This is a genomic window from Microvirga zambiensis WSM3693 (genome assembly GCF_016735695.1).
In the GTDB taxonomy this organism is placed as follows: Bacteria; Pseudomonadota; Alphaproteobacteria; order Rhizobiales; family Beijerinckiaceae; genus Microvirga; species Microvirga zambiensis.
The window spans coordinates 40,960-59,703 of the sequence record NZ_JAERQD010000008.1 but is presented as its reverse complement, the minus strand read 5'-3'; the positions used below and the strand labels follow the sequence as shown (position 1 = coordinate 59,703).

The following is an 18,744-nucleotide window of genomic DNA, read 5'->3' as shown; positions in this document are numbered from 1 at the left end:
CGATGCAAAGAGGGGTAACGCGGTTCGCCCTTTCTTGAGCCGTCAGTGGCTATGGTTTCCGGGCTCCGCTTAAGCGGCCCCGGAATGACGGTGGTGGGTGTCATTCCGGGGCGCCGCAGGCGAGCCCGGAAACCATAACCGCCAGCCTTGCAGAAAGAGGCACAACGCTGCTCACCTCTTCTTGAGCCGTCGGTGGCTATGGGGTTTTCCGCCTGCGGCGCGGTCCTGGAATGACGGCGGGCCGGCCTCCCTCGGAGCTCGAACTTAAGTCACTGTCCCGATGCTCGGCTCAGATGACGAAGAAGTCTGCGGCGGTCATCTTGAGGCTCTTCTTCAGCGTTGCGATCTCGACCGCCTTGCCCCGACCCGAGCCGTCGGCGTCGTAATACAGCACGCCCTTCTTCTTGTTGTAGATCAGGTAGTCGTCCTTCTCCTTGGCCTTGTCCCCGACGACCAGGAACTCCTTGTTCAGCTTCGCGGGCTTCACGTCCGAGCCCTTCTTGCCGAGTTTCCTGAACACCGCATTGTCGAGCCAGATCGTGTCGTCCTTGACCTCGAAATCGGCGATCTGGTCGAGGTTCGTCGCCTTGTTGGCCTTGGTGTCGAACACGAAGATGTCCTTGCCCAAACCACCGGTGAGCACGTCCTTGCCGAGACCTCCAATGAGCGTGTCGTTGCCGAGTCCGGCCTCGATCCAGTCGTTGCCGGCAAGGCTCGAGAAGTAATCCTGCCCGGCGCCGCCGCGCATGCCGTCGGCGCCGGCGCTGCCGAAGGCGCGCTCGTCGAGCACGTCCTGCACCAGGATGGTGAGGGTCTTGGTCGTGCTGGTGCCGCCGGCATCGGTCATGCGCACGGTGATCGTGTGCGAGGTCGCCTGCTCGAAATCGAGCCTGACGCCATCGGCCACCTTCAGCACGCCGGTCGTCGCATCGATGGTGAAGCGGCCCTCCGCATCGCCGATGAGATCGTAGCGGAACGGACCGCCGGTCTTTGCGGAGGCGAGGAACGAGCCGATGGAGATGCCGGCTGCGCTGTTCTCGGCAATCACGTCGCCGGTGAGGATCTTGCCCACATCGCCGACCAGGCCAAGCAGGCTGAGCTTGCTGTCGGAGAACTGGAAGATCTCGACGTTCGAGATCGTGTCAGTTCCGTCCTTGGCTTGCCGTTTGTCGGTCAGCGTAACGGAGCCGTCCGAGTTCAGGATGACATTGTAATCGGCGCGCGTGCCGGTCAGCACCAGCGTATCGCTGCCGCCGCCGCCGTCGATGCGGTTGGCGCCGCGATTACCGTGGAGCACGTTGCCGATCTCGTTGCCGGTCAGGGCGATGTTGTCTGAACCTGTCGTGGCTGTGAGGATCTCGACATGGGCTCCGGCGGCGAGCGCGTAGGATGCGTAAGCGATCAGGGTGTCGGTGCCCTCGCCGGCGATTTCCGCCACGATGTCGGTGGCATCGACATTGTAGGTGTCATCGCCGCTGCCGCCGGCTATGGTGTCTTTGCCGTCGGCGCCGCCATCGAGTTCGTCGTTGCCGGCACCACCAAGAAGGCTGTCATTACCTTCGCCACCATCGAGGCCGTCGTCGCCGGCGCCTCCGCTGAGCGTGTCATGGTCGGCCTCGCCATAGAGGCTGTCGTTGCCCCCGCCTCCCTCGAGGCTGTCGTTGCCGGTGCCGCCGGAAAGGCTGTCGTTTTCCGTGCCGCCGTCCAGCGTGTCGTGGCCCGCGTCGCCGGAAAGGCCGTCAGTTCCTGCTCCGCCGATGAGACTGTCGTTGTCGATCCCGCCTTCCAGGCGGTCGATGCCATTGCCGCCGTTGAGCGAGTCGTCTCCCGCATTGCCAACGAGCGTGTCGTTGGCGTCATCACCCCAGAAGATGTTGCCCGTGTCGTCGCCGATCAGCGTGTCGGCATGCACCGTGCCGTTGATCACCTCGATGCCGTCATAGGTGTCGTCCGCGGCTGCACCCGATCCTGTGTCTTTGTCCAGGTCGACGGTGACCGCAGTCGCGCCGAGATAGCTCACCGTGTCGCGGGTTCCGGCCCCGCCGCTGAAGCTGTCCTTGCCGCCCGAGGCACCGGACATGTAGTCGTTGCCGTCGCCGCCCTCGATGGTGTCGTCGCCGGCGCCGCCGTCGAGATTGTCGTCGCCCTCGCTGCCCTCCAGGCTGTCGTTGTCGGCGCCGCCCTCGAGCAGGTCGTTGCCGAGGCCGCCGGTGAGCGTGTCGTTGCCGCCATGTCCCTTGAGCGTGTCGTTACCATCGGCGCCCCAGAAGGCATTGCCGGTGCCGTCGCCCTCGATTGTATCGTCGTAGTTCGTGCCGTCGATGATCTCGATCCCGGATATGCGGTCGCTCGCCGCCGCGCCGGCGTTCAGATTCTGATTGTGCAGAAAGATGCCGATGCCGGTCTGATTGGCGTTGCTGACGTTCCAATAGGCGAGCTTGTCCTCATTGCCGGCCCCGCCATTGAAGCTGTCGGCGCCGACATAAACGCCTATCGGATTGGGCGTCTCGTGGGCCATGAACAGGTCGTTGCCGGCGCCGCCGTCGAGGGTGTCGTTGCCGTCGCCTCCGTCGAGCGTGTCGTTGCCATCGCCGCCGGAGAGGGTGTCGGAGGCGCCACGGCCTTCGAGAAGATCCGCTCCATCGTCGCCCCAGAAGGCGTTGTCGAGGCCGTCGCCGATCAGGGTATCGGCATGCCTGGTGCCGTCGATCACCTCGATGCTGTCGTAGAAGTCGCCCGCCGCGGCGCCGGTCTTCTCGCGGGTGGTCAGGTTGATGGTGATGCCGGCACCCGAATCGCGGTAGCTGACCGTGTCCCGGCCCGCGCCGCCATAGAAGCGGTCGTTGCCGCCATCCGAGCCGTCGAGGAAATCGTTGCCGGCCATGCCGTAGAGGCGGTCGTCGCCGGCCCCGCCGTCGAGGTTATCTCCGCTCGCCGCATCGTCCCGGCCGACATATTCCTCGTTGGCGGCGGTGCCGGTCCAGTTGACCGGGCCGGAGCGGGTCTCGACGAACTGCGCCCGCAGCGAGGGAACTCCGCCCTCGAGATTGTCCCAGCCGACCAGGATGCGCCCGTCGCGCATCACCGTGAGCGTCGGCTGCACTTGCTCGCCACTTGTTCCATGAACCGCGATTTGTTCGTTCAGACTACCATCGGCATAATATGCCTGGGTTACTATGTTTTGATCAGATTCCCATGCGAGAACGAAGCCGCCGTCCGGCAAGGCTGCAGCGGCGATATCCCGCCTGCTCGTTGCAGAACTATGTTCGAAGGACTTCGATGTACCGTCATGATTGAAGATCACCGTGCCGTAATCGATACCATCGTGGTAGTAATCTAACCAAGTGACGAGAAGGCGCCCGTCCGCGAGAGCGCTCATAGTCCAATTGTCTACGTCACTGATGTCGATAGTCCATGATGACCGGGTTCCTGAGGCAAGGTCGTATGAGTGGAAAGTGATCCCGTCGGATGTGTCGCCGATTTCGTGGACAGCCGTGACAATCTTGTTTTCAAATCGGCTGCCCGAAGGGGCATTGGGAAAGGTGACGCTCGAAATGCCAAGGATGGTGTGGTTGGGTCGAGGCGGGAGACCGCGAAGGCCGGGATCTTGAAGGATCCCCGATTGATCGTAGAAAGCATTGGCGCCGACGATCCCCGACGCGGTTGAAACCACAAAGCCATCGGCAAGCGCGGCGACGGAAAAGGGACTATATCTGGTGGCACCCTCAACCTGCGCGAAGGCAAAATCGGCCGCTACTGGTTCGCCGGTATCGTGGAAGACACGCCCCATAATCTTCCATTCGGCGTCTGCGCCGTCTCGCCAGGCGATAGCAAAGCCGCCATCGGCGAGGGCGGTGACGAGGGGTTCCCACTGAAGCCCCCTATCAGCGATGTTGACCTTGAATGGCTCTGACTTAGCGGAGCCGTCGGCGTGGAGAACCTGTGCCCAGATGCCGGAATTCGCTCCATCTCCGATCCATGTCGCGACGAGAGACCCGTCTTTGAGCGCTGTGACATTCAACTCACTTGCCGAGGTGGCACGCGCAATATCGATTGGGCTTCCGTGAAGTGAAAGGGGCATAGGGGCAGTCCTCGCAAATTTTATAAATACTATAACGTATCTTAGCGATAGGACAGTTATCCCCTGCGTCAGGTGTGCGCCAGCGCACCCGAAGCCTAGTTCTTCCGCAGCGCGATCCCTTTGAGCACCGCATCCACGCCGAACTTGTCGCGGATCTTGTCGATGGCGGCTTCCATATGGGCCTGGCGCACCACGCTCTGATCCGCGAGGTCGCCCTTGTCGGCATCCACCGCATCGCAGAGATCGGAGGCGCCGATGCCGATGAGGCGGAAGGCGGTGCCGTCGCAGGAGGCTTTCAGGAGCTGGCGTGCCGGGTCGAACAGCCGGGCGGCGAGCTGAGTCGGCGCGAGGCCGGAGCGGGTCCGGGTCAGCAGCCGGAAATCCTTGTCCTTGAGCTTCAGGGTGACGCTGCGGCTGGCAAGCCCCGAGGCCTTGAGCCGACGCGAGACCTTTTCCGAAAGCCGCCACAGAATCGGCTCGAGATCCTCGAAGGAGCGCAGGTCGTGCTCGAAGGTGGTTTCCGCCGAGACGCTCTTCGTCTCCCGTTCGGGGGTGACCGTGCGGCGGTCCTCGCCCCAGGCCAGCCGCGACAGGCGCTGGGCATCGCGGCCAAGCGCCTCGAACAGGGTCTTGAGCGGTATGTCGCGCAGATGGGCGATCTGGGTCACGCCGACCTTGCCGAGCCGGCTCTGGGCCGAGGCGCCGATGCCGGGGATGATGCCGACCGGCTTGTCGGCGAGGAATTCCACGGCGTCCTCTCGGCCGATGATCGAGAAGCCGCGCGGCTTCTGGAGGTCGGAGGCGATCTTGGCGAGGAACTTGTTGTAGGAGAGCCCGACCGAGATGCTGATCCCGATCTCCTTCTCCACCTTGCGGGCGAAGCGGGCGAGGGTGAGGGCCGGGCTGCCGTGATGCAGCCGCTCCGTCCCCGTCAGGTCGAGAAAGGCCTCGTCGATGGAGACCGGCTCCACCAGCGGCGTCAGCTCGCGCATGAGCTGGCGCACCTCGCGGCCCGCCTTGCTGTATTTCTCGCCGTTCGGCTTGATCACCGTGGCATGGGGGCAGAGCTTCAGCGCCTGGAACATCGGCATGGCCGAGCGCACGCCGTAGGTGCGCGCCACATAGCAGGCGGTGGACACAACGCCGCGCTTGCGGCCGCCGATGATGACCGGCTTGTCGGCGAGGCTCGGATCGTCCCGCTTCTCCACCGCGGCGAAAAAGGCATCGCAATCCACATGGGCGATGGCGAGGCTGTCGCGCTCCTTGTGCCTGAGCAGGCGAGGGGAGCCGCAGGCCGAGCACCGTTCCGCCAGGGGGCTGGCGGCGGGGGTCAGGCAGTCGCGGCAGAAGGGCGCTTCGCTCATGGTTCGCTCATGGTTCGCTCATGGCGGGTGGCTATTCGAACTCGGACGGCGAGAGAGTCCAGTGGGCCTGCATGATGTGCTCGGGCTTGGTGTCCAGCTCTTTCGCCAGGGCGATCAGGAGCGGCTCATCGGAGACGACATAGTCGAGAATTCCGGCCAGGAAGCCCGGCGAGGAGGCCGCATCCCGAATCGTGTCCGGGCGCAGGCCGGAGACGGCGAGGAAGCGGCTGAGGCGTTCATCGTCGCTCGTGATGAAGGAAAACGCCCCCACTGCGACATTTTCGGCCTGCTCTCGGGTAACTCTTTTTAAGGGAGTGTTCATGCTGACAATTTGCATTTCATCAATAGGTTTGAACCTAACTATACCATCCGACGAAATTGAGGGCCGGTGAAGTCGGTTTAGGCCCCGGGGATCCCACCCATGAAGAAGACTGTTCTCATTGTTGAGGATAACGAACTCAACATGAAGCTCTTCAACGACCTTCTCGAAGCCCACGGCTATGCGACTCTCAAGACCAGCCATGGAATCGAGGCCATGGAGCTTGCCCGGGCCCACAAGCCGGACCTGATCCTCATGGACATCCAGCTGCCCGAGGTCTCGGGTCTCGAGGTGACCCGCTGGCTGAAGGCCGATGACGAGCTGAAATCGATCCCCGTGATCGCCATCACCGCCTTCGCCATGAAGGGCGACGAGGAGCGTATTCGCGAGGGGGGCTGCGAAGCCTACATGTCGAAACCGATCTCGGTCGCCAAGTTCATCGCCACCGTGAAGACCTATCTCGAGGCCGATGGAACCAAGGTCTGACTTTGCCGAATCCATGGCGGGATCGGGGCCAAAACCTTGCAAAGCCGACTCATCTCTTTGAGATGACTTGGCTTTAAGTTTTTTTGGAAAATGCCGCTTTTTGGCCACATGGGCGCTTGCATCGCCGCATGTTTTCTATACGTTCAGCCTAACTTTCCGCTCGCAGCGGAAGAAATGCCCTACGGATGCTCAGGTCCGCCGCATCTCCTGGGACTTCGTGGGCTCGGCCAGCTCGGGGGCAGATCGTTGCCTCCTCAACGGCTGTCCCCAGCTGGCCACCAACTTCAGCGATTTGCGTAGAGGCGCCGTAAGGCGCCTTTTGTTTTGCACGGATGAGCGCCGACACGCGCAATAGGTTGGAATTCCACGGGAATCTGTCTCCATTCCTGTTCATTCCAAGCTTGGCCTTAAGGAAATATGTCTTTAGGGAAAGTGGCCGGAAAGGCGCGATCCGAGATGCGGTCCAGCATCCGCCCTGCTACCCTTGCCCGGCATCGTTCAAGTGGATGAGGGATCATGGACCACCGCACACCTCCGCTGCCTCCCAAGACGGCTCTGACCCGCTTTTCCGTCGCGCCTCTGTCCACCATGACCCGCAGGCTGGCGGACGTTGCTTCGGGCCGCGCCCCGGCCGATCTCGTGGTCACGGGTGCGCGGGTGCTTTCCACCTACAGCGAGCGCATCGCTCCCGAGCGGGAGGTCTGGATTGCCGGCGGGCGGATCGCCGCCGTGAAGCCCGCAGGTGCCTACAGGCAGGTCAAGGGCCAGCCGGGCCGGATCTACGACGCCAAAGGCGGCATCATCGCGCCGGGGCTCGTCGATCCGCATATCCATATCGAAAGCAGCATGGTCACGGCCTGCGCCTATGCGGAGGCGGCCCTCCTCAACGGCACCACCACGATCTTCTGCGACAGCCACGAGATCGGAAACGTGATGGATGCGGCCGGCATCGAGATGATGCTGGAGGATGCGCGCCACGCGCCGCTCTCCATTTTCCTCACGGTGCCGAGCACGGTGCCGGCCACCACGCCCGAACTCGAGACCGCCGGCGGCGACCTGACGCCGGACAAGATCGCTGCGCTCTTCGACCGCTGGCCGGAAGCGGCGGCCCTCGGCGAGAAGATGGATTTCGTGCCCGTCACAATGGGCGACGAACGAAGCCACGCGATCCTCGCGGCGGCGCTGGAGCGCGGCAAGCCGGTCTCCGGTCATATTTACGGCCGCGATTTCGTGGCGGCCTATGCGGCGAGCGGCGTGACCGATACGCATGAGGCGATCGATCGCGACATCGCCGACGATCTCCTCGATGCGGGCATCTGGATCTTCCTGCGCGGCGGCCCGCCGACGACGCCGTGGCATTCGCTTCCCGAAGCCATCAAGACGATCACGGAGCTCGGCTCCTCGCACAAGCGCATCTGCGTCTGCACCGACGATCGCGATGCGGACGATCTCATGCAGTTCGGCATGGATTGGGTGACACGCGAGGCGCGCCGCGCGGGCATGAGCCGCGAGCAGGCCTGGAGCATGGGCTCGCTTCATCCTGCCACGCGTTTCGGCATGGAGGGCGAGATCGGCGGAATGGGAGGCGGACGGCGCGCCGACATCGTGCTCCTCAACGACGATCTCGAGGTGCAGAACACCTGGTACGGCGGCGAGCTCGTTGTCGAGAGCAGAAAGATCACGCCTGTGCTCGATCAGGCGCTCTCGAACCGCTATCGCTATCCTGCGGAAGCCTATCGCACGGTGCATGTCTCGAAGCGGCCGAAGCTGATTCCGGAGCTGCCCAAATCCGCTTGCACGGCCAACGTCATCCGCGTCGCGCTGCCCGGCATCGTGCTGTTTCACGACAAGGTGCAGCTCCAGCCGGAGAAGGATTGGGATGCGCTCCTCGACAAGCACGATCTCACCTTCGTCTCCGTGATCGAACGTCATGGCCGCACGAAGGGCGACGGCATCGCTCACGGCCTGCTGAAGGATTTCGGCCTGAAGAGCGGCGCGGTGGCGAGCAGCGTCGGGCATGATTCCCACAACCTGATCGTGGCCGGCACGAACGAAGGCGACATGCAGGTCGCGCTCGACGCCATCATCGAGGCGCAGGGCGGCGTGTGCGTGGTGGATCAGGGCAAGGTGATCGCGATGGTGCCGCTGCCCATCGCCGGGCTTCTCTCCGACAAGCGCGTGACGGAAGTGGCGGAGGAGACCCGTGCCTTGAAGGCGGCATGGGAGAAGGCAGGCTGCAAGATTCCCTATATGGGCTTCAACCTCATCCCGCTCTCGGTGATCCCGGAAATCCGCATCACCGACAAGGGCCTCGTCCTCGTGCCGGAGATGGAGCTGGTGCCGCTTTACGAATGAGGTTCAAAAGTCTGGCCCATAAGATTACTGGCCGCACGCGACCAGGTATAGGTGCGTTCTCCCTCCCCCTTGTGGGGAGGGATCAAGGGTGGGGGTGTTTCCGCCACACGCGGATAGGCTATCGCTCACACCCCACCTCCAACTCCTCCCCACAAGGGGGAGGAGGGTTCTGAGGCGCTCCGCTTCATTTATAGACCGACACTGAGGGTGGGATGCCGAGTTGGCTTGTTCACGGCTACTCGACACCGTCCTTCTTTCCAGCCAACTCCTGCGTCCGCGCGAGAAGATCGCCGAGATCCTGCCGGAACTGCTCGAGGGCGAAACTCAGGGCGAAGATCTGTCCGAAGGTCTTCGCCGGCAATGCATGCACGAGCGCATCGGAACGGAGGGCTTCCGCCTCGCTGCCGAAGGCGTTCAATGCGGCCTCCCACGCATCGCTCTCCGGCGCTGCCTTCCGATGCTGGAGAGCTTTCGCGAGATCACCGAGCAGCGCGTCGGTCGTCTGATGCAGCGTTGCGAGCGAGGGGCCGAGACGCTCCAGCACCGCAGCGGGCAGGGGGCTGGAAGCCGCGCGGCCGATCATCACCAGGTCGTGACGCACGCGGTAGAGCGTGCGGATGAGGGGCTCCGGATCAGGCGCTTCGGTCAGGTGGCTCTCGCGCTCCCGCATGGCCTCCTCCGATGCGGCCTCCGCTTTCTTCAGGGCGGAGCGGATCTGCGGATGGAGCTTTGTCAGGGCGGAGCGCCCCTTCGGGCCCGCGGTCAACTCGCCGATGAATACCGCGAACAGGTCCGCGTTGAGGGAGACGACCCTCGCTGCAGCATCGGTCATCAGCGTATGAGCGCGCGCGGGCAGCACGAACAGGGAAACGACGACGCCCACGATATTGCCGAGAGTGATTTCGAGCACGCGGTCGATGGCGGAGGCGAGGGGGCCGAGCGCCTGTCCCGTCGGTGGAATCAGCATGATGAGCGCGGTGATGGGCGCCACGCGGAAAGCCGGCTTGACGGCGGCCAGAAGCGCCAGCGGGAACAGTGCGACGACGATGGCGAGCCCCAGGGTCGCCGGGGACCCGTGGGGCACGAAGGCTGCGATCACGCCGCCATAGATTGCGCCTGCGAGCGTGCCGCTGAAGCGCTCGATTGCGGCCTTGAGCGAGCCACCGACGCTCGCCTGAACCACGACGACGGCCGTGATCACCGCCCAGTAGCCCTGCGGCAGATCGAAGAACTTCGTGACCACATAGGCCAGGGCGCCGGCCGCGGTGACCCGCAGCGCCAGCTTCAGTTCGGCGCGCCGTGCGCCGATCCGGCCGCCGGCCTGTTCGATCCGCTTGAGGAATGCCATGCGATTCTCCGAACGCCGAGCATAAAGCTCGGTTCAGAGGGCAGGCTATGGGGTAGTGACTGGAAGGCTACTCGTTCGGCAGCACCACGAGCTCGGAGCCGCACTCTTCGCAGATGCCGAGCACGGGCGAGGCGATCATATGCTCCGTGCCGCATTGGGTGCAGCCTTTCATGGCCATGCGGAGCGTCCCTTCCATCCGCGGTGCGCCCTGGCGGAACGCATCGCTCAATTCGGCGGTCTTTTCGAACATCGACGCCTCCCTAGCATCGGAGCTGAGGAATGCTGCCCCTGGGGAACCATGCCGTCAATGAAGCTTTCTGGGTAGTTTGGCGCTCGGATTCCGCGCGGCAGCGATATCGGCTCCTTCGCGGCACAAAGTACATTGCTATCCGGTCAACGATAAGTCGCCGAGCGACAATTTTCGCGCGAATACAAAGATTTATGAATAAACATTCAGAAAAGGCGAAGCAAAACGCCGCATCTATCGGTCAAGCTGCGAACTAAGCAGATAGTAACGAATTGTTTTAACGTCTGAGTTTGGTGCAACATTTCAGGGTGTCTGCCATGAAGAAACTTGGTTTGCTTGCAGGCGTCGCATTGATCACTCTCGGTACCGTCGGCACCGCTGACGCTCAGTGGCGTGGGCGAGGCTGGGGCGGCGGAGGTTGGCATGGAGGAGGCTGGAACGGCGGTTATTATCGCGGCGGCGGTTGGGGGAATGGCGGCGCAGTCGCCGCCGGACTGATCGGCGGCGCGGTGCTCGGCGGCCTGATCACGGCTGCGACGACGCCCGCCTACGGCTACGGATATCCTGGCTACGGCTATGGATATGGCTATCCGGGTTACGGCTATCGCTACGGATACGGTTATGGTGGCTATCCCGCGGCCTATAGCTATCCGGCGTATTCCTATCCGGCCTACGGCTATTACTCCGCCCCCGCGACGCAGGTCGTCTATCGGCCGGCTCCGGTCTACGGGACGCGCGTGGTCTATCGCGAGCCGGCCTATCGGACCCGGGTCGTCTATCGCCAGCCGCGCGTGGTGAACCGGGTGGTCTATCGTGATCGCGCCCCCGTCGTCCGCACGGTCCGCCGCGACGTCGTCACCACGGGCGCTATCGGCAACCGGCAGGTCACCCGCGTCCGGGTCGACCGGTACCGCTAAGCATTAAATCCGATCCGCCCAGAAACGCAAAAACCGCCTCGACGAGGCGGTTTTTGTTCAAGAGCAGTGATATACCCGAAAGCTTACTTGATCTTGGCTTCCTTGAACTCGACGTGCTTCTTCGCGACCGGATCGTACTTCTTGAGGTTGAGCTTCTCGGTCATCGTGCGCGAGTTCTTCTTCGTCACGTAGAAATAGCCCGTGTCGGCGGTGGAGACGAGCTTCACTTTGATCGTTGCGGCTTTGGCCATGGTCGGGACCTCTTGTTCGGTTCGGCGCTCCGGCTCGCCCCAGGGCATGGCCGAAACGCAAAGGCCGGGCGAACCCGGCCGGAAAATCGTTGGGCTCCAATGCCCGATTATCGCCGGACAGTCAAGGGAGAAGGGTGCCGCGGGATCGGATTTGTGCCGTTCCTTGCCTCCTGACATCCTCGGCGTCATCCCCGGCCTTGTGCCGGGGACCCACGTCTTCAGACCGGCTTAAAGACGTGGATGGCCTGGACAAGCCAGGCCATGACGAGTTGGAAGAGCATTACAACAATTCCCGCACGAAACGGCCCCGCTGCTGGTGGAAGAACGGCACAGGGAGCTGGTGGCCGAATCCCGCTTCGGTCCTCGCCTCAAGCTCGCCCAGAATCACCGTCGTGATCGGAGGCAGGTCGAGGGCTCTCGCTTGGGTGATGGTGACCCAGGTCAGTTCCACGAGTTCGCTGTCGGGGCCGACGATGCCCTCGACCTCGTCGACGATGGCCGTGCGGTCGACGGCGAAGAATCGGGTGTCGAAGCGGCGGACGCGCTTCGGCGGCGTGATGGCGCGGCCGATGAAGTGCAGGGCTTCCAGATCCGGAAACACGCCGCGTTCCTGAAAGCCCGTCCAGGCCGTGCCAGACGGCACCTTGTCGGGACCGCCGTAATCCTTGGTCCCGAGCAGGAGGCCCGTCTCCTCGAAGGTCTCGCGGATGGCGGCGAGCGCGAGCGCCCGACAGCGCTGGGTCGAGGGCCGGGCAACCTTCGCCATGAGGGCCTGCTCGGCGCGCGGGTGAAGGGCGCCGGTGACGGCCATGGACCGGTCGCCGGCCTCGATCCGCCCGCCGGGGAAGACGAACTTGCCCGGCATGAACTTCAGTCCCTCATGGCGCTTGCCCATGAGCACTTTCGGGACCTTCGGCTTGCGGTCGATGATGATGAGGGTCGCGGCGTCGACGGGGCGGAGCGTCGGGGCTTTGGGGTTGGCTTCAGCGGAAACGAGGCGATCCATCTTCGCCAGGGTTTCGGTATCCGTCACGTGCGTCGTCCTCGTCGGTGCTGTTCTTGGCCCGGGCCGCCCCGAAACCGTGCATCCCTAGCGCGTATTGCAGCCCCACGACAGCGCCTTTGACCGGCTGGAGCAGCACCAGGCACAGGATGAGGGTCAGCGCCGGCCAGATCGCGAGATGGATCCATATGGGCATCTCGAGCTTGGTCTCGGTCATGAGGATGCCATAGCCGATCAGGTGCCCGACGATGAAGATCACGATATAGGGCGGCAGGTCGTCGGCCCGGTGATGATGAAACTCGGTCCCGCAGGCTTCGCAATGGTCGACGACCTTCAGGAAGCGGCCGAAAAGCCGCCCCTTGTCGCAGGCCGGGCAATGGCCCAGGAAACCGCGCTTCATGGCGGGAATCGCCTTCACGTCGTCCGAGCTTGCCGATGCGGCGGTCTCGATCGTCAAAGACATCCTCAATCCTTCAAAACGTCAGGCGCGTCCGCGCCGTTTGACCTTCACGCGCGTCCGGGAGCCGCTGCGCTCGGGCGGGAACGCCTTGCCGGCGCGAGCCCCGCGTGGCGGGTGCTTGGCACCCTTCCTCGCAGGCCCAGTGCGACCGGTAAAGCGGCCCTTGGTGAGAAGCTCGAAGCGCAGCGCGCCGGCAATCGGCGCGGCCTCCACCAGCTTCACCTCCACCTTGTCGCCAAGCCGGTAGGTTTCGCCAGTATTCTCACCCCGCATCGAGTGGGTCTTCTCGTCGTAGCGATAATAATCGTCGCCGATGGTCGCCGCCGGGACGAACCCGTCAGCGCCGGTCTCGCTCAGCTTGATGAAAAGGCCCGCCTTGGTCACCCCCGAGATTTGTCCCTGGAATGTGGCCCCGATCCGGTCGGCAAGGAAGTGCGCGATCAGGCGGTCGATTGTCTCACGCTCCGCCGCCATGGCCCGGCGCTCGGCGGCCGAGATCTTGGCGCTGATCTCGATCAGCTGCGCGCGCGTGGTGTCGGCCGGCAGGCCGTCCTGGCCGAGCTTCAATGCGGTGATCAGCGCGCGATGCACGATGAGATCGGCATAGCGGCGAATGGGGGAGGTGAAGTGGGCGTAGCGGCGCAGGTTCAGGCCGAAATGGCCGTAATTCTCGGCGGCATACTCCGCCTGCGACTGCGAGCGCAGAACCACCTCATTGATGAAGAGCTGATGCTCCGTATCCGCGACGCTGCGCAGGATGCGGTTGAACAATTCCGGCTTGAGCGCGCCCTGGCTCGGAACTTTGAGGCCGATGGAGCCGAGCACTTCGCTTAAGGACCGCATCTTTTCGAGCGAGGGCTCGTCATGTACGCGGTAGATCAGGTCGGATCCCGCCTGCTCCAGGCTCTCCGCGGCGGCGACATTGGCGAGGATCATGAACTCCTCGATCAGCTTGTGCGCTTCGAGCCGCTCGGGCACGAAAACCCGGTCGACGGTGCCGTCGGGATTGAGCGCGATCTTACGCTCTGGCAGGTCGAGGAAGAGCGGCTCGCGCAGATCGCGCGCCTTCTTCACAAGCTCGTAGCCGGCCCAGAGCGGTTTCAGGATCGTGTCGAGGATCGGCTTCGTGACGTCGTCGGGATGTCCGTCGATGGCTCCTTGAGCCTGGGCATAGGACAGCTTTTCCGCCGAGCGCATCATCACCCGGTGGAAGCTGTGACGGATCTTGCGTCCATCGGGACCGACGGTCATGCGGACGGCGATAGCCGGGCGGTCCTCGCGCGGGCGCAGCGAGCACAGGTCGTTGGAGATCCGCTCCGGCAGCATCGGCACGACGCGGTCGGGGAAATAGACGGAGTTGCCGCGCTCCTGCGCCTCACGGTCCATGGCGGTGCCCGGACGCACATAGGCCGCGACATCGGCGATGGCGACGGTGACGATGAAGCCGCCCGCATTGTTGGGATCCTCGTCCGGCGCGGCGTGGACCGCGTCGTCGTGGTCCTTGGCATCGGGCGGGTCGATGGTGACGAGGGGCAGCTCGCGCCAGTCCTCGCGGCCTTCCAGGGAGGCGGGCTTCGCCTTCTCCGCCTCTTCCAGAACGGCCTTGGGAAACTCGTTGGGGATGTTGTGAGCGTAGATCGCGATCAGGCTGATCGCCTTCTCGGATTTGACCGACCCCAAGCGCTCCTTCACCTTGGCGGTCGGAAGGCCGAAGCGGCCGTGCTTTACGACAGAGACCGCAATCAGGTCGCCGTCCTTCGCCTCGCCCTCGTCGCCGGGCCGGATCTCGAGCTCCTGCTCGCGTGCCTTCTTGTCCACGGGGATGAGCCGGCCACCGCCATCCGGCAGGGCCCGGAAGATGCCGAGCACCTGCGCCTGCTTCTTGGCGATGATCTTGGTCACGCGGCCCGAATAGCGGTGGATGTCGGCGGGCTTGAGAGGCTCGATACGCAGCAGCGCGCGGTCGCCGACGCCCGCCACCGGCATGCCGGGACGGGCTTTACGCGGCGTGACGATGACGATGGTGGGAATCGGGCCGTGCTCCGCCTCGTCCCACTCGGTCGGAACGGCGATCAGCTCGCCGTCGCGGTCGCGCTTCGTGATGTCCGCCAGCACGACCGGCGGCAGCTGGCCGGCCTTGTGAACGCTCTTGCCGCGCCGATCGACGACGCCATCCACTTCCAGGCCCTTGAGGATCTGTTTCAGCCAGATGCGGTCATTGCCCTTGATGCCGAAATGCTGCGCGATCTCCCGCTTGCCCACCTTGCCCTGGGCATGGGTGATGAAGGAGACGACCTCCTCGCGGGAGGGCAGGGCGGGGTCAGCTTTCGGACGCTTGGTCAAAGGGGGAGCTCTTCAGGTTCATCAGGTCTTGTCGCATGCGAGCTTGGCTGGGGCTAGAGCGGTGGCATGGGATCTTTAATGACGCTCAGGCCGATCAAGAGATCCAGGCGGAAGCGTTGCAGCCAAAAAATAAGGCCCCGAAATCGGAGCCTTTGAGGGACCGGCCCGTGGGGGCAGAATGAGCCGGTGAGTTCATAAAACGTCCTGGCTCAGGGATGGTTCCGGCAGTTTCGAAAAATTTTTGAAAAAAGTTTTCGGCCGGTCGAGCGCACTCGACGTCATCCCCGGGCTTGGCCCGGGGACCCACGTCTTATGCAGCGTGGTGGATCCCAAGGCGTGGGTGGCCGGAACAAGTCCGGCCATGACGGTGTGGGTGTCATCCCCGGCGGCCGAAGGCTGGTGATGAAAGCTGGACGACTTCCACTGCTGTCATTCCGGGGCGACGCAGGCGAGCCCGGAATCCATAACCACAACGCCTCAAGGAAGGGCGATTCCCGTTCCGCCCCTTTCGCCACCATTAGCGGTTATGGATTCCGGGCTCCGCTGCGCGGCCCCGGAATGACAGTGGCGCACTTATCAAATATCCAGAGCCGCCTCGTCGGCGAAGGCGGCGCGTTCCTGGATGAAGGCGAAGCGGGCTTCGGGCTTGTTGCCCATCAGGCGCTCGACCGCATCGCTGGCTTCCGGCTTGTCGTCGGCTTCCACGACCACCTTCAGAAGCAGGCGCTTCTTCGGGTCCATGGTGGTTTCCTTGAGCTGCGCCGGCAGCATTTCGCCCAGGCCCTTGAAGCGGCCGATCTCGACCTTGCCGTTGCCCTTGAACACGGTCTTCATCAGCCGTTCCCGGTCGGCATCGTCGCGGGCATAGGCCGATTTCGATCCCTGCGTGAGCCGGTAGAGCGGCGGGACCGCGAGATAGAGATGCCCGCCGTCGATGAGGCGCGGCATCTGCCGGTAGAAGAAGGTGATCAGCAGCGAGGCGATGTGGGCGCCGTCCACGTCCGCGTCGGTCATGATCACGACCTTCTCGTAGCGCAGATCGGAATCCTTGTAATGCGAGCCCGTGCCGCAGCCGAGCGCCTGGACGAGGTCGGAAAGCTGCTGATTCTGGTGCAGCTTCTCCTTGCCGGCCGAGGCCACGTTGAGGATCTTTCCACGCAACGGGAGCACCGCCTGGCTGGCACGGTCGCGGGCCTGCTTGGCGGAGCCGCCGGCCGAGTCGCCCTCGACGATGAACAGCTCCGAGCCCTTGGCGCCGGCATTGGAGCAGTCGGCCAGCTTGCCGGGCAGGCGCAGCTTGCGGGTCGCGGTTTTGCGGGCGACCTCCTTCTCCTGGCGGCGGCGCAGGCGCTCCTCCGCCCGGTCGATCACCCAGTCGAGCAGCTTGTTGGCCTGCTGCGGTGCCGCCGCGAGCCAATGGTCGAAGGTGTCGCGGATCGCGTTCTCGACGATACGGCCGGCCTCGACGGTCGCGAGCTTGTCCTTGGTCTGGCCCTGGAATTCAGGTTCGCGGATGAAGACCGAGAGCATGGAGGCGCAGGTCGCCATCACGTCGTCGGTGGTCACCGCCGCCATGCGCTTCTGCTGATTGACGCGCTCCGCATGCTCGCGCAGTGCCCGCAGCAGCGCGATACGCAGGCCGTTCTCGTGCGTGCCGCCTTCGGGCGTCGGCACCGTGTTGCAGTACGAGGTCGAGAACCCGTCCTCGTTGGTCATCCAGGCGACCGCCCATTCGAGCGAGCCGTGGCTGCCGGGCTTGGTGATCTTGCCGGAGAAGATCTGGTCCGTGACCAGCTCCTTTCCCTCGATGTCGTGGAGCAGGTAGTCCTTCAGGCCGTTCGGGAACTTGAAGGTCGCCTCGGCCGGGACATTGTCGACGCCATCGATCAGGGACGCTGCGCATTTCCAGCGGATCTCGACGCCGCCGAAGAGATAGGCCTTGGAACGGGCCATCTTGAACAGGCGGCGGGGCTGGAAATGGGCATCCTTGCCGAAGATCTGCCAATCGGGCTTGAAGCGCACCTTCGTGCCGCGCCGGTTGAGCACGCGGCCCACGGTCTCGAGCCTGCCCTGGGGCAAGCCGCGGGAGAAGATCTGCCGGTAAAGGGTCTGGCCGCGGGCGACCTCGACCTCGAGAATTTCGGACAGCGCGTTCACCACCGAGACGCCGACGCCATGCAGGCCGCCGGAGGTCTCGTAGACCTTCGAATCGAATTTACCGCCGGCATGCAGGGTGGTCATGATGACCTCGAGCGCCGACTTCTTCGGGAATTTCGGGTGCGGATCGACCGGGATGCCGCGGCCGTTATCGGTTACGGAGAGCCAGCCGCCTTCCTCCAGCTCCACCTCGATGAAGGTCGCATGCCCCGCGACCGCCTCGTCCATGGAATTGTCGATCACCTCGGCGAAGAGGTGGTGCAGGGCCTTCTCGTCCGTGCCGCCGATATACATGCCGGGACGGCGGCGGACGGGCTCGAGCCCCTCCAGCACCTCGATGGCGGAAGCGTCATAGCCGGCTTCGCCCGGCGTGCCCTGCTGGGGCGCGGCGCGGGACACCTTGACGGCGGCGTTGCGAGCCGAGGCAGGGGCCGCCCGCTTGGCAGCAGCGCCGCCGAAGAGATCGTCGTTGTCTGTCATAGGGACCTTGGTCCGAGATGATGATTCGCGTTTCTTTACACTATTTCTCATCCCGTTTTTATACGAGAACAAAACGGAAACGTGAAGACGGTTTGTCGCCACAACTCATACAAAGGGAAAGTCAGGTTAGGCCGTAAAGGTTACCAACGGTTTCCCTCTAAAGAATGTCTTCCGGCTGTCATGCGGAACTGTTTAAATTCCATTCACGTTGGAAAGGTTAAGCACGAGCTTAACGGGAGATACGGGCGTGACGACGCGGACGACTTTGGCACCGGCACAGAAGCTTCATCTCGATCGCGCCGCGCGCAACGCGGGCGAGGCCTTCGCCTTCGACGAGCCGGATACCACCCCCGTCACCCACCGATCCTATGGGTCCAGCATCCTGTGGCTGGCGATCGCCGCGGTCGCCGTGATCGGGCTCGGGCTGACGTTCTGATCAGTCGTCGACCGGCTTCTCGCCCCGCGAGAACAGCCGGGTCAGCATGTCCTCGAGAGGCTTTCCCAACGTTAGAAGCAGCAGCGTGACGATGGTGCCGGCAATGGTGATGAACCAGGCTCCGAGGCCTGCCGCCACGCCGAGGCCCGCCGCGATCCAGACCGTGGCCGCAGTGGTCAGCCCATGAACCTCCATCTTGTCCCGGGCACGAAGCACGGCTCCGGCGCCGAGGAAGCCGAGGCCCGTCAGGATGCCCTGGATGACGCGGCTCACCGAATCCTGCCCGAAATGGATGCCCTCGTAGACTGAGCCGGACAGGATGACGATGGCGGACCCGAGGGAGACGAGTCCCAAGGTCCGCATCCCGATAGGCTTGTTGTGGATGTCCCGGTTGATGCCGACCGCCATGCCGGCCATCGTCGCCGCGCAGAGGCGCAGCGACATCTCGACCTGGTTTGGATAGTCGGCCAAAAGCGAGGACAGCCACTCCGTCATCG

The 18,744-nt window shown here is 63.9% G+C and carries 15 protein-coding genes; 4 read left to right on the top strand and 11 right to left on the bottom strand.

Translation table 11 applies throughout. The features are described 5' to 3' along the window. Positions 1-289: 289 nt before the first annotated feature. The 3 genes from JKL46_RS08650 to JKL46_RS08640 form a co-directional block, all read right to left on the bottom strand. On the bottom strand, positions 290-4,081 hold the full coding sequence (locus JKL46_RS08650) for a cadherin domain-containing protein (protein WP_201831890.1): 3,792 nt from the start codon (positions 4,079-4,081) through the stop codon (positions 290-292). Between the two features lie 95 nt (positions 4,082-4,176). Continuing rightward, entirely contained in the window at positions 4,177-5,445 is a 1,269-nt protein-coding gene (locus tag JKL46_RS08645; RefSeq protein ID WP_201831889.1) for a DNA polymerase IV, read from the bottom strand. Between the two features lie 31 nt (positions 5,446-5,476). Next, positions 5,477-5,767 (bottom strand): DUF3572 domain-containing protein, encoded by a 291-nt coding sequence (locus JKL46_RS08640; RefSeq protein WP_201831888.1) that lies wholly within the window; start codon positions 5,765-5,767, stop codon positions 5,477-5,479. A 99-nt stretch (positions 5,768-5,866) separates the two neighbouring features. Here JKL46_RS08640 and JKL46_RS08635 point away from each other — a divergent pair, with 99 nt between their 5' ends. Both JKL46_RS08635 and JKL46_RS08630 read left to right on the top strand, forming a co-directional pair. Then, positions 5,867-6,250 (top strand): response regulator, encoded by a 384-nt coding sequence (locus tag JKL46_RS08635; RefSeq protein ID WP_201831887.1) that lies wholly within the window; start codon positions 5,867-5,869, stop codon positions 6,248-6,250. 516 nt (positions 6,251-6,766) lie between these two features. Beyond that, complete coding sequence (locus tag JKL46_RS08630; RefSeq protein ID WP_201831886.1) at positions 6,767-8,605, top strand: adenine deaminase; 1,839 nt, start codon at positions 6,767-6,769, stop codon at positions 8,603-8,605. A 235-nt stretch (positions 8,606-8,840) separates the two neighbouring features. Here the strand turns inward: JKL46_RS08630 and JKL46_RS08625 are convergent, their stop codons facing one another. Together JKL46_RS08625 and JKL46_RS08620 are read right to left on the bottom strand one after the other, a co-directional pair. Further along, the gene (locus JKL46_RS08625) at positions 8,841-9,953 is read right to left on the bottom strand and encodes an FUSC family protein (RefSeq protein WP_201831885.1); all 1,113 of its coding nucleotides are present in this window, start codon (positions 9,951-9,953) and stop codon (positions 8,841-8,843) included. A gap of 67 nt (positions 9,954-10,020) precedes the next feature. Further along, positions 10,021-10,203, bottom strand: a complete 183-nt coding sequence (locus JKL46_RS08620; protein ID WP_201831884.1) for a hypothetical protein — start codon at positions 10,201-10,203, stop codon at positions 10,021-10,023. Between the two features lie 314 nt (positions 10,204-10,517). On the opposite strand from JKL46_RS08620, the gene JKL46_RS08615 reads away from it, so the two are divergent. Continuing rightward, positions 10,518-11,117, top strand: a complete 600-nt coding sequence (locus JKL46_RS08615) for a hypothetical protein (RefSeq protein ID WP_201831883.1) — start codon at positions 10,518-10,520, stop codon at positions 11,115-11,117. An 83-nt stretch (positions 11,118-11,200) separates the two neighbouring features. On the opposite strand, the gene rpmG is transcribed toward JKL46_RS08615, so the two are convergent. The 5 genes from rpmG to parE form a co-directional block, all read right to left on the bottom strand. Then, positions 11,201-11,368, bottom strand: coding sequence for a 50S ribosomal protein L33 (gene rpmG, locus JKL46_RS08610; RefSeq protein WP_009491004.1), 168 nt, complete (start codon positions 11,366-11,368; stop codon positions 11,201-11,203). Between the two features lie 280 nt (positions 11,369-11,648). Next, positions 11,649-12,374, bottom strand: a complete 726-nt coding sequence (locus JKL46_RS08605) for an NUDIX hydrolase (protein WP_201832134.1) — start codon at positions 12,372-12,374, stop codon at positions 11,649-11,651. Next, positions 12,352-12,834, bottom strand: a complete 483-nt coding sequence (locus JKL46_RS08600) for a DUF983 domain-containing protein (RefSeq protein ID WP_201831882.1) — start codon at positions 12,832-12,834, stop codon at positions 12,352-12,354. Before JKL46_RS08600 ends, JKL46_RS08605 begins: the two co-directional genes overlap by 23 nt. An 18-nt stretch (positions 12,835-12,852) precedes the next feature. Then, positions 12,853-15,174, bottom strand: a complete 2,322-nt coding sequence (gene rnr / locus JKL46_RS08595) for a ribonuclease R (protein WP_201831880.1) — start codon at positions 15,172-15,174, stop codon at positions 12,853-12,855. A gap of 576 nt (positions 15,175-15,750) precedes the next feature. Then, on the bottom strand, positions 15,751-17,811 hold the full coding sequence (parE, locus tag JKL46_RS08590) for a DNA topoisomerase IV subunit B (protein ID WP_201831876.1): 2,061 nt from the start codon (positions 17,809-17,811) through the stop codon (positions 15,751-15,753). A 247-nt stretch (positions 17,812-18,058) separates the two neighbouring features. Between parE and JKL46_RS08585 the strand changes: the two genes are divergently transcribed. Beyond that, positions 18,059-18,247, top strand: a complete 189-nt coding sequence (locus JKL46_RS08585; protein WP_201831874.1) for a hypothetical protein — start codon at positions 18,059-18,061, stop codon at positions 18,245-18,247. Here JKL46_RS08585 and JKL46_RS08580 read toward each other — a convergent pair whose 3' ends face one another. Further along, positions 18,248-18,742 carry an MgtC/SapB family protein gene (locus tag JKL46_RS08580; RefSeq protein WP_201831872.1) on the bottom strand — a complete coding sequence of 165 codons (495 nt, stop codon included), beginning with the start codon at positions 18,740-18,742 and terminating at the stop codon, positions 18,248-18,250. Between the last annotated feature and the right edge of the window lie 2 nt (positions 18,743-18,744).